Source organism: Microbacterium sp. zg.Y909 (assembly GCF_024626565.1).
Map to the genome: position 1 here is coordinate 1 of NZ_JANJFJ010000012.1, position 11094 is coordinate 11094.

At 68.1% G+C, this 11094-nt stretch carries 9 protein-coding genes and 1 pseudogene; 5 read left to right on the forward strand and 5 right to left on the reverse strand.

Translation table 11 applies throughout. The annotated features are described in order from the left end of the window. From NQ160_RS02335 to NQ160_RS02355, 5 genes are all read right to left on the reverse strand, one after another. Positions 1 to 496 (reverse strand): FAD-binding protein (locus NQ160_RS02335; RefSeq protein ID WP_257513631.1); only part of this gene is annotated, 496 nt, incomplete at its 3' end. Positions 497 to 605: 109 nt separating this feature from the next. Then, positions 606 to 1511 carry an LLM class flavin-dependent oxidoreductase gene (locus tag NQ160_RS02340; protein ID WP_257513632.1) on the reverse strand — a complete coding sequence of 302 codons (906 nt, stop codon included), beginning with the start codon at positions 1509 to 1511 and terminating at the stop codon, positions 606 to 608. 20 nt (positions 1512 to 1531) lie between these two features. Beyond that, a complete protein-coding gene (locus tag NQ160_RS02345) occupies positions 1532 to 2494 on the reverse strand; it encodes an aldo/keto reductase (protein ID WP_257513633.1) in 963 nt (320 codons plus the stop codon). 36 nt (positions 2495 to 2530) lie between these two features. Then, the gene (locus NQ160_RS02350) at positions 2531 to 3559 is read right to left on the reverse strand and encodes a LacI family DNA-binding transcriptional regulator (RefSeq protein WP_257513634.1); all 1029 of its coding nucleotides are present in this window, start codon (positions 3557 to 3559) and stop codon (positions 2531 to 2533) included. A gap of 53 nt (positions 3560 to 3612) precedes the next feature. Next, the gene (locus tag NQ160_RS02355) at positions 3613 to 6432 is read right to left on the reverse strand and encodes an alpha-L-rhamnosidase (RefSeq protein WP_257513635.1); all 2820 of its coding nucleotides are present in this window, start codon (positions 6430 to 6432) and stop codon (positions 3613 to 3615) included. Positions 6433 to 6659: 227 nt separating this feature from the next. Between NQ160_RS02355 and NQ160_RS02360 the strand changes: the two genes are divergently transcribed. The 5 genes and pseudogenes from NQ160_RS02360 to NQ160_RS02380 all read left to right on the forward strand — a co-directional run. Beyond that, the gene (locus NQ160_RS02360) at positions 6660 to 7973 is read left to right on the forward strand and encodes an ABC transporter substrate-binding protein (RefSeq protein ID WP_257513636.1); all 1314 of its coding nucleotides are present in this window, start codon (positions 6660 to 6662) and stop codon (positions 7971 to 7973) included. 165 nt (positions 7974 to 8138) lie between these two features. Continuing rightward, the gene (locus NQ160_RS02365; protein ID WP_257513637.1) at positions 8139 to 8993 is read left to right on the forward strand and encodes a carbohydrate ABC transporter permease; all 855 of its coding nucleotides are present in this window, start codon (positions 8139 to 8141) and stop codon (positions 8991 to 8993) included. Further along, positions 8990 to 9901 (forward strand): carbohydrate ABC transporter permease, encoded by a 912-nt coding sequence (locus NQ160_RS02370; protein WP_257513638.1) that lies wholly within the window; start codon positions 8990 to 8992, stop codon positions 9899 to 9901. Before NQ160_RS02365 ends, NQ160_RS02370 begins: the two co-directional genes overlap by 4 nt. 97 nt (positions 9902 to 9998) lie before the next feature. Beyond that, entirely contained in the window at positions 9999 to 10376 is a 378-nt protein-coding gene (locus tag NQ160_RS02375; RefSeq protein WP_257513639.1) for an L-rhamnose mutarotase, read from the forward strand. Then, positions 10373 to 11094, forward strand: a pseudogene (locus NQ160_RS02380) (L-rhamnose isomerase); the annotation flags it as partial. The gene NQ160_RS02375 and the pseudogene NQ160_RS02380, both read left to right, overlap by 4 nt.

The following is an 11094-nucleotide window of genomic DNA, read 5'->3' on the forward strand; positions in this document are numbered from 1 at the left end:
CCGAGACCGTGATGCCGTAGGCGCCGAGGCCGACCACGAGCGCGGCGAAGTCGGGGTCGCCGCGGCGCACCTCGTGCAGGTCGCCGTCGGCGCCGACGTACCGCAGGGCCGTCACCGCGCCCGACAGTACGCCGTTGCGGTCGCCCGAGCCGTGCGTGCCGGTCGCGATGGCGCCGCCGACGTTGATGTGGGGCAGCGATCCCATGTTGCGAAGAGCCCAGCCGCGCCCCTCGAGCCAGAGGGCCAGCTCGCCGTACCGCGTGCCGGCGCCGACGGTGACGGTCGCCGCATCGACGTCGAGGTCGAACGCGGGGTCGATGCGGGTGACGTCGATGAGGGTGCCGTCGGTGTCGGGGAGGTCCGTGAACGAGTGCCGCGTTCCGAGGGCGTGCACGCGGCCGCCACCCGACACGAGGCGCCGCACGTCGTCGATGGTCTCCGCAACCTCGATCCGGGGCGCCCGGTACTCATAGGTCCCTGCCCAGTTCTGCGCCATCTGCGCCCCTCGCCTCTTTCGCGTCCCCCACAACATAACCCCCGCCGAGTGAGTATTCGGGGTCGCGAGTGAGTATTCGAGGCGAGTACTCACTCGTCGCGGCGAATACTCACTCGAGGACGGTCGCTAGGGACTCGAGGGCGGCGACGGGGTCACCCACCGGGATGAACACCGAGCTGTGCACGCCGGCGGCGGCCAGCGAATCGATGCGAGCGCGGACCTCGGGCACCGTGCCCGCGAGCGCCAGCTGCCTCACCCACTCGTCCGGCATCGCGCGGGCGAACTCCGCACCGTCGCCGCACCGCGCCCGCAGCGCCGCGAACTCCGCGGCGAACGGCATCGGCGCGATGTGCGGCGCCCAGTCCGGCTCACCGAACGCCGCGAGCGCGGGCCGCGCCGCCGCCAGCGCCGCGCCGGCATCCGCGCCGACGACCCCGACGTTGTACGCCACGAGCCGGTGATCGGATGCCGCGATCTGCTCGATCGCCGCCCGCGCGTATTCGGGCGTCACGGGCTCGGCGAGCACGGTGCCGTCGGCGATGCGCCCCGAGAGCGCGAGTGACTTCGGTCCCCGCACGCCCAGCAGCAGCGGCGGCGGCTCGGTCGGCACGCTCGTCGCGTCCAGTCGCACCCCGGCGTCGAGCGCTCCCCCGCCGAGCAACGTGCGCAGCGTCGTCACGTGATCCTCGAGCGCCCGCAGCGGGCGGTCCGGCCAGGCGCCGACGGACCGCATCCAGTCCGGCATCCCGTGCCCGATCCCGGCGTCGACCCGGCCGGGGAAGAGCTGCGCGAGCGTGGCCAGCTCCATCGCCGCGAAGGCGGCGTTGCGAGCACCGGCGGGAAGGATGCCGATCCCCACGCGGATCCGCTCCGTCAGCGCCAGCACGACCGCGGCCTGCGCGATACCGCCGCGGAAGCCCAGGTCCTCGACGACCCACAGCTCGTCGAACCCGAGCCGCTCCGCGCGCACGGCGAACTCCCCCACCCGCGTCGCGTCGATGTCGCGGGGCAGCATGACCCCGATCGCGCAGCCGGTCACAGCAGCGGCCGGGATTCCTCGGCGTCCCGCTCCGGCAGGGGGCTCGGCGCCGGGCCGAGCGCGTCGAGGTCCGGCCACAGTGCGTCGGGGATCACGGTGTCCCGCAGCTCGCGCAGCTGCACGAGACGGCGCGAGCTGGCGATGCCGACGATCGTCGAATCCACGAGCTCCGATCGCAGCGAGAAGTGCAACGCCGCGGCGGCCAGCGGCACGCCGTGATCGGCGCACACCTGCTCGGCGCGCGCGATCCACGCCATGAGCTCCGGCGACGCCTCGTTGTAGCCGTACGACGGCCGCGAGGCCGCCCCCTTGGCGAGGATGCCGGCGCCGAACGGCGCCGCATTGAACACGCCCATGCCGCGGCGGCGCGCCTCAGCGAACAGCGCCTCCGCGCTGCGGTCGACGAGGGTGAACCGGTTGTGCGAGAGCACCACGTCGAACAGCCCGGTCTCGACGTACCGGGTCATGAGCGGGATGGGTCCTGCCGCGATGCCGATGACCTCGACCGCGCCCGTCTCGCGCAGCTCCCGCATCCCCTCGAGCGCGCCGCCTGGTGCCGCGGCCTGCTCGAACGTGATGCTGTACGGGTCGTGCAGGTGCAGGATCTCCACCCGGTCGACCCCCAGCCGTGTCAGGCTCTCCTCGTAGGAGCGCATCACCCGGTCGCGGTCGAAGGCGCCGGTGCGCCCGTCGCGGTCGACCTTCGTCGCGATGCGGGCGGTCGCCAGCGACGGCCCCACCTGGGCGAGGGCGAGGCCCAGCACCGCCTCGGAGCGGCCGTTGCCGTAGTTGTTCGAGGTGTCGACGAGTGCGAACTCCCCCGTCAGCAGGTCCACCGCCGCCGCGACGGCGGCCTCCTCCTCCGCCGAGCCGGGAGCGGTGCCCTCCCCCAGCGCGGACGTGCCGAGCGTGATGTCGCCGACGTGGATGCCGGTGGAGCCGAGAGTCTTGTGCGTCATGGTTCGCTCGCCTTCCAGGTGATGGCCGTGAGAGACCTAGCCGTCGCCGCCCGCGATGCGCCCGCGCACCGTGGAGCTGCGTACGATCAGTTCGGGCAGATATCGGATGCGCACAGGCTCCTGCGCATCGCCATCGCGCACCTCGGGGAGCAGCTCCACCGCCGATGCGCCGATCTGCTCCGCCGGTTGGCGCACCGACGTGAGCGGCACGATGCTGGACGCCGCGAAGTCGATGTCGTCGTAGCCGACCACGGCGATGTCCTCGGGTACGCGCAGATCGTGGAGGAGGGCGAGCGCCTGCACGAGGCCGACGGCGACGAGGTCGTTGGCTGCGAACACCGCGTCCGGGCGCGCGCTTGCATCCCGATCAACGAGTCGCTCGCCCGCCGCCCGCCCGCTGAGCACAGTGAGCTCGGGGGTCTCGATGATCTCCAGCGATGCGTCCGGGACCTCTCCCACCGCGCGGCTCGCGCCCATCAAGCGGTGGGACACCTGGAGCACGGAGACGGGGCCGCCGAGGAAGGCGATACGCCGCCGACCGGTGTCGAGCAGGTGGCGCACCGCCAGGTATCCACCTTCCACGTCATCGACCGACACCGACGACAGCCTGTCGTCCGTCGACTCCTGATCCACGAGGATCACCGGCACCCCGGCGTCGTTCAGCCTCGCCAGCTTGGCGTGGTCACCGGTCACCGGCGTGACCAGCACGCCGTGCACCCGCTGCTCGCGGAACAGTGACAGGTAAGTGTCCTCCCTCGACACCCGACCGTCGCTGGCGCCGACCAGCACAGCCAGGCCGACATCGGCCGCCCGCGCCTGGGCCCCGCGCACCAGCGCGGCGAAGAACGGGTTGCCGACATCGGGGATGAGCATGCCGATGCTGCGGCTCTTGCCCATTCTCAGCTGACGCGCGGCGTCGTTACGCACGAACCCGAGCTCATCGATCACGGCGAGCACACGTGTGACGGTGGCGGGTGCCACCTTGTCGGGGTGGTTGAGCACGTTGGACACCGTCCCGACGGAGACACCCGCGGCCTGAGCGACGTCGCGCACGCTCACGGCCACGGGCTCTCCTGTGATGGACGGGGGAAGACGAAGGCGCGGGTGCGCACCTGTCCTCAGACGCTAGCGCCTCGCCGCTGGTTCAGCTCGTCGAAACGCTCTGTCACCACTGCGACCAGGTCGCCTCCGACGAACGAATGCAGCAGATCCCGCACGCTGGACCCGGCGCCCCAGGAGGTGTGCGAGCGGACGATGTCCGACGCGCGAGCGTCCACGCGCAGCAGCTCGGCCATGAGAGCGTCATGCGCTTCCTCGTCGTCGATGATGACATCGAGGGTCGTCTCCAAGCCGACGGATCCGCGCGCCACTGGCGGCTGCGGCAGGTGTGCGCTCCAGCGGTGCGTCCCGGATCCGACCTCGTGCGCGGACCCGTCAGGCAGAAGCACCGCCGCCGTCGTGTTGGGCGGCACGACCGCCTCGACGTGCACGACATCGCCGTCGCGTCGCCACGATGCGCTCGCGACGCCGTAGGGCGTACGGTGCGTGGCGGCGGCGGAATCGATCCCGGCCAGCGGATGTGGCGCGATCTCGATCCGCTTGTACCCGGGAGCAGCCGGGGCAAGGCCGGCCACGACCCGGTGAAGCCAGTCTGCGACCGCCCCCAGCGCGTAGTGGTTGAAGGAGGTCATCTCGCCCGGATTGATGCTGCCGTCCGGGAGCATGGAGTCCCAGCGCTCCCAGATGGTGGTGGCCCCCATCGTCACCGGGTAGAGCCACGAAGGGCAGCCCGTCTGCAGAAGCAGCCGACGTGCCGTCTCGAGGTGCCCGGTGCGGGTGAGGGCGTCTTGGATGATCGGGGTGCCCACGAAACCGGTGCCGATGTGGAAGCCGTTCGCACGGGTGAGCACGGCCAGTCGGTCGCCCAGCGCCTGCGCCGTCTCCTTGTCGACGATCTCGAAGACGATCGCCAGTGCATACGCGGTCTGCGCGTCGGAGACCATGCGACCGACCGGCGTGACGTACTCGGCGAGGAAGGCCTCGCGCACCTCCTCGGCGATGCGCGCATACTGCCGCGCATCGTCGTCGAAACCGAGCCGGGCAGCGGTGCGGGCCAGGATGCGCGTGGAGTGGAACAGCGAAGCGGAGGCGACGATGTCGGGATCGGTCTTCGCCTTGGCCGCGTTGTGCGGCGGCGCGTCGGGGTCGAGCCAGTCCCCGAACTGGAATGACCCCTCCCACAGGCGTCGCTCGCCTGCACGGGCCAGCACGGCGTCGACCCAGCCCTTCATGCTGGGGTACTGGCGGCGCGTGATCTCATCCTGACCGAAGCGCTCGTGCAGCACATCGGGGACGACTGTCGCCGCGTCGCCCCAGGCTGCGGCGGGGCGAGCGGGACCCAGGACGTTGGGAACCACGAACGGCACGACGCCGTCGACCTGGTCGATCGCCAGATCCTTCAGCCACGAGTCCAGGAATCCCTGCACGTCATAGAGGAAGCTCGCCGTCGGCGCGAAGACCTGGATGTCGCCGGTCCAGCCGAGACGCTCATCGCGCTGCGGGCAGTCGGTCGGGATGCTCAGGAAGTTGCCACGCAGACCCCAGACGACGTTCTCGTGCAGGCGGTTCAGCAGGGGATGCGACGTCTCGAACCAGCCCGTGCGCTCCATATCACTGTGGATGACGACCGCCGTGACGTCGTTCGGGTCGAACTCACCCGGCCATCCCTCCACTTCGGCGTAGCGGAAGCCGTGGAACGTGAACTCCGGTTCCCAGGTCTCCTCACCGTCGCCGGCGAGGATGTAGGTGTCCGTCGCCTTCGCCTCACGCAGGGGGCGGATGCCGAGTTCACCGTGCTCGAGCACCTCTGCGTGTCGCAGGGTGATGACCGTTCCTGCCGGTCCGCTGACCCGAATGCGCAGGCGTCCGACCAGGTTCTGGCCGAAGTCCAGCACGGTGCGCTCGCTCGGGGTCAGGATGACCTCTTCCACGGCACGCTCCTCGATCCGGCGCACGAACGGCGCAGCCGAGGTTTCCGGCACGGGAAGCGACTCCTGCAGGGCGGCGGCTTCCCAGCCCTCCGCCGCGAAGCCGGGTTCGGCGAAGCCCACGCCGGCCGCGTCGACGGCGGCGCGTCGGGCGTCGAAGTCTTCACCGTCGTAGAGACCGCTCTGCGTGATCGGTCCTCGCCCGAGCATCCAGCCGTCACCTGTGGCGATCGTGCGAACGGTGCCGTCGGTGTGCTCGACGACGATCTGGCCGGCGAACCGCGGCTGCTCGCCGTAGACCGGGTGCCAATTGCCGGCGAAGCCGTAATGCTGCGTCGCCCACCCCCCGGCCAGCCGCACGCCGATGGCGTTGACGCCGTCACGCACCAGCGCGGTGATATCGGTGGACTCGTGGAGCAACCGCTCCTGGTAGGCGGTCCATCCCGGCTTCATGACGTGATCATCGACGTCGGCGCCGTTCACGGCCGCCTGGTACACACCCAGTGCCGTGGCGTAGAAGAACGCGCGGGCGACCGGCCGGTCCAGGGTGAACTCCGTGCGCAGCAGCACGGGTTCGGCGTAGGAGGCGGGGGACGACGCACCGATGGTGGCCGCCTGCCAGCCGCCTTCACCGAGGAAGCCAGCCACGATCGCCCGGGGCGCGCTCCATTCGCTCCACTGGCCGTCGGAACCGACGACGCGCACACTCAGCTGCCCGTGCTCTCGGGGGCTGAGTTCGGCGAACGGCCACGGCACGCCCACGGACGTGCTCCCTTCCAGGGCGAACAGGTGTTCCTGCCCGACGACGGTGAAGGAGATCTCCGCCGCAGCCTGGCGCCACTCGCGCGAATCGGTCTCGGTGACCCACGACAGGACGGGGGTGGCCGAAGGGACGACGTCGCTTCCGTACGGTGCCCCGGTGCCGATGCGGGTGACTCGCGTGCTGCTCATGGGCTCTCCTTTGTGCCTGCACCCGCCGATGGGTGCTCGATGAAGGCGGTGCACCCCGAAGGGCTCTGCCTAAATCGATTCATATCAGAAATGGTCACGACTCGCCCCGGAATCACGCGAGTTTGACACACAATCGACCCACCTATAACGTCCCGGTTAAAAGGATTCAAATGGATCCAGGTGTGACCAGTCAGCGATGACAGCCCTCCAGAAAGGCAATGCCGCCCATGAAATACCCTCGCACTTTCCGTGCCTCCGTCGCCGTTGTCGGCGCCGCAGCGCTGATTCTGCCCCTCGCTTCGTGCAGCGGTGCAGACGGCGGCAGCGACTCCGGCACGACCGAGATCTCGTTCTTGCTTCCCACCTCCGAGAACAACACCACCGCCATCGACACGCTCATCGAGGCGTTCGAAGCGGAGAACCCGGACATCACCGTCAAGCTCGAGACGCAGCCTGCCGGGACCGAGGGCGACAACCTCACGAAGACCAAGCTCGCTACCGGCGAGATGAACGACGTGTTCTTCTACAACTCCGGCTCGCTGTTCCAGGGCCTGAGCCCGGATCAGTACCTCGTCGACCTGTCCGACGAGTCCTGGGTGGCCGACGTCGACCCGAAGATGATCGATTCGGTCTCGACCGACAACGGCATCTACGGCGCCCCGTGGGGTTCGACGCAGGCCGGCGGCATCCTCTACAGCAAGACGATCTACGAAGAGCTGGGGCTCGAGATTCCCGCCTCGTGGGCGGAGTACGCCGCGAACAACGAGAAGATCAAGGCCGCAGGAAAGACCGCCGTCGTCCAGACGTACGGCGACACGTTCTCCAGCCAGCTGTACGTCCTTGGCGACTTCGCCAACGTGCTGGCACAGGATCCGGAGTGGGCCGAGGACTACACGGCCGGCAAGAAGAAGTTCGCAGACCAGCCGGCACTGCAGGGCTTCCTGAACCTGGAGACATCCTTCAAGGAAGGGTGGCTGAACGAGGACTTCGCCTCCGCCCGCTTCGAGGAGGCCATCGGCTGGCTCGCCATGGGCGAGGCAGCGCACTACCCGATGCAGACCGGCGCGATCGCGTCCCTCGCACAGAACTACCCGGACCAGGTCAACGACGTCGGGGTGTTCCCGATTCCGGCGCAGGATGCCGCTCACACGAGCCTGACCGTCTGGCTGCCCAACGCGATGTACATCCCCAAGACGACCGAGGGTGACGAACTGGTGGCAGCGAAGAAGTTCCTCGCCTTCCTCAACTCGCCCGCCGGATGCGACGTCCAGAACGAGCACATCGTGCCCTCCGGGCCGTACGCCATCAGCACGTGCGAGCTGCCCGACGACGTCCCCGCGATGCTGAAGGACATGCAGATGTACGTCGATGCGGGCAAGTCCAACTCGGCTCTGGAATACCTCTCCCCGATCAAGGGACCGAACCTGGAGAACATCCTGGTCGAGGTCGGGTCGGGCATCCGCAGCGCGCAGGACGGCGCCGCACTGTACGACGAAGACGTGAAGAAGCAGGCAATGCAGCTCGGCCTCGAGGGCTGGTAACGAACCACTGACCGTGGTGCGGGCGTCGCTGCCCGCACCACGGTCGCCGCCGAGCAGGAGAGCATCATGACGACGAAGACGACCACCGCACCACCCACGCCGGCCCCCGCGGACCCCTCGCGTCGACGCGATCAGGGCAGGGCCCGCTCGCGCAAGCGAAGCGGTATGAGAAGCCCTTACCCGACGTGGTTCTACATTCCTTCGACGGTGCTCTATGTCGTGCTGTTCGCGGTGCCGACGTTCGCGTCGTTCTACTTCAGCCTCACCCGCTGGACCCTGTTCGACGTCGAGTTCATCGGCTTCGCCAACTACATCCAATTCTTCACGGAGCCCATGCTCATGCAGGGCTTCCTGAACACGTTCGTCTACGGGTTCGTGACCTCGGCCCTCAAAGTCATCCTCGGTCTTGCACTCGCGCTACTGCTGACGAGCTCGATCCTCGGACGCAACTACCTGCGCACTACGATCTTCTTCCCCGTGCTGGTGTCGACCATCGGCATCGGTGTGACCTTCAAGGTCCTTCTCGACCCCTTCGACGGACTGGTGAACCAGACCCTCGCGGCGATCGGCATCAACGGGCCCGGCTGGTTGACCGACCCGGCGCTGGCGCTCATGTCCGTCGCCGTCGTGGACGTGTGGAAGGGCGTGGGCATCGCAACGCTCATCTTCATCGCCGGTCTGGTCGCCATCCCCCAGGAGTACTTCGAAGCGGCCAAGGTCGACGGCGCCGGGGCGTGGCAGCGGTTCTCCAGAATCACCCTCCCCCTCGTGCAGCCCGCGATGGGCAGCGTCATCCTCCTCTCCCTCATCGGCGGGCTGCGCTCGTTCGACCTCATCTGGGCGATGACCAAGGGCGGGCCCGGCTTCACCAGTGATGTCATCGGCTCCGTCATCTACAAGCAGTACCAGGCGGGCTTCTACGGCCTGTCCACCGCCGGCAACGTCGTGCTGTTCGTCGTCGTGACGGCCATCATCCTTCCCATCTCCCACATCCTCACGAAGCGGCAGGTCGAGTCATGAGCGAAACAAGGCTCCTCACCACGACGAGCGGCCGCAAGGCCCGCATCCCTCGCGCCGAACGCCGCGGCATCACCAAACGGGTCTTCTTCACGCAGTATGTGACCGGAGTCGTCGCGATCGCCATGTCGATCCTGGTGTTCATCGTCCCGTTCGCGTTCATCGTGCTGACCGCGGCGAAGACGGCTCCCGAAGCCTCGTTGTTCGAGTTCTCCCTCCCCGCCCAAGGCTGGCACCTGTGGGAGAACATCGTCACCGTCATCCAGACGCGCGACTTCATGCTCGTCCGCGCGTTCGTGAACAGCACCGTGCTGACCGTGGTGAGCGTGACGATCATGGTCATCTTCGCCGCGATGGTCGGATACGTCCTGCAGCGGCGCAAGTCGCGGTGGAACCCCATCATCAATTTCTTCGTGCTCGCGGGCCTCATCGTGCCCCCGGCAGTCGTGCCGACCATCTGGGTACTGCAGGCGATCGGACTGTTCAAGACGATGCCGGGCATGATCCTGATCGAGGCGACCTTCGGGCTCTCGTTCTGCATCATGCTGTTCCGCTCCTTCATCGGGACGGTCCCGCGCGAGCTCGATGAGGCCGCGCTCCTGGACGGGGCGGGCCCGTTGCGCCTCTTCTTCGGCGTCATCCTGCCGCTGCTCAAGCCCGTGGCGATCACGGTCATCGTCGTGCAGTCGGTTGCGGTGTTCAATGACTTCGCCGGGCCGCTGTACTTCTTGCCCGGCGACGCGAACGCGACCGTCCAGCTCACGCTGTACAACTTCCAGTCGCAGTCACTGAACCAGTGGAACCTGCTGTTCACGAACATCCTGCTGATCACGATTCCGCCACTGATCATGTACATCTTCTTCAACCGTCAGATCCAGTCCGGCATGACCAGCGGCGCGGTCAAAGGGTAGTCGCGAGGGTGCGGTAAGCGCTATCCCATTGTCTGGGTGACCGCGATAAGCTAGGGTTGAAACGATTCATACCGTCCGGCGACCCAGGAGACCCTCGATGACGAGCCCGTCACAGCCGCAGCGCGTCTGCTTCCAGCTGCAGGTGAAGCCCGAGATGCTCGACGAGTACCTGCGGCGACACTCTCCCGTCTGGCCCGAGATGCTCGCCGAGATCGCGGCATCCGGTCGGCGCAACTACTCGCTGTTCCTCGGCGAGGGCGGCCGCCTCACCGGCTACTACGAGACCGACGACGACCAGGCAGCGCAGGCCTACCTCGCCGCATCCGAGGTCGCCTCCCGCTGGGAGGCCGAGATGGCCCCCTTCTTCGTGGGGCTCGAGGGCCGTCCCGACCAGGCCGCGACCCCCCTCACCGAGATCTTCAATCTGCACGACCAGCTGGCATCCGCCGCCCTTCACGAAAGCGACGCATCATGACGACGTTGTCCCCCGCCATCCTCACCGAGCTCGAAGGCCAGGGCATCGAGCTGCCCTCGTGGGCGTTCGGCAACTCCGGCACCCGCTTCCGGGTCTGGACCACCGAAGGCACGCCCCGCGACCCCTTCGAGAAGATCGCCGACGCCGCCGAGGTGAACCGCCTCACCGGGCTCGCCCCCTCGGTCGCCCTCCACATCCCGTGGGACAAGGTCGACGACTACGGCGTGCTGCGCCGTCACGCCGAGGACCTGGGCGTGAAGCTCGGCACGATCAACTCCAACACCTTCCAGGACGAGGACTACAAGTTCGGCGCCCTCACGCACGAGAACGAGGCGATCCGCCGCAAGGCCATCGACCACCACATCGAGTGCATCGACGTCATGGATGCCACGGGCTCCCGTGACCTCAAGATCTGGCTCGCCGAAGGGTCGAACTACCCCGGTCAGACCGACATGCGCTCCCGTCAGGACCGCCTGCAGGATTCGCTCCAGCAGATCTACGCGCGGCTGACCGGTGACCAGCGCCTGGTGCTGGAGTACAAGTTCTTCGAGCCGTCGTTCTACCACACCGATGTTCCCGACTGGGGCACGTCCTACGCCCAGGTCGCCGCGCTCGGCGAGCGCGCGATGGTGTGCCTCGACACCGGCCACCACGCCCCGGGCACGAACATCGAGTTCATCGTCATGCAGCTGCTGCGCCTCGGAAAGCTCGGCTCGTT

Excerpts from the sequence above, each read along its gene's own strand:
- NQ160_RS02340 (WP_257513632.1), bottom strand. The coding sequence starts at position 1,511 with ATGCTGCCCCGCGACATCGACGCGACGCGGGTGGGGGAGTTCGCCGTG.
- NQ160_RS02345 (WP_257513633.1), bottom strand. The coding sequence starts at position 2,494 with ATGACGCACAAGACTCTCGGCTCCACCGGCATCCACGTCGGCGACATC.
- NQ160_RS02355 (WP_257513635.1), bottom strand. The coding sequence starts at position 6,432 with ATGAGCAGCACGCGAGTCACCCGCATCGGCACCGGGGCACCGTACGGA.
- NQ160_RS02360 (WP_257513636.1), top strand. The coding sequence starts at position 6,660 with ATGAAATACCCTCGCACTTTCCGTGCCTCCGTCGCCGTTGTCGGCGCC.
- NQ160_RS02365 (WP_257513637.1), top strand. The coding sequence starts at position 8,139 with ATGAGAAGCCCTTACCCGACGTGGTTCTACATTCCTTCGACGGTGCTC.
- NQ160_RS02370 (WP_257513638.1), top strand. The coding sequence starts at position 8,990 with ATGAGCGAAACAAGGCTCCTCACCACGACGAGCGGCCGCAAGGCCCGC.
- NQ160_RS02375 (WP_257513639.1), top strand. The coding sequence starts at position 9,999 with ATGACGAGCCCGTCACAGCCGCAGCGCGTCTGCTTCCAGCTGCAGGTG.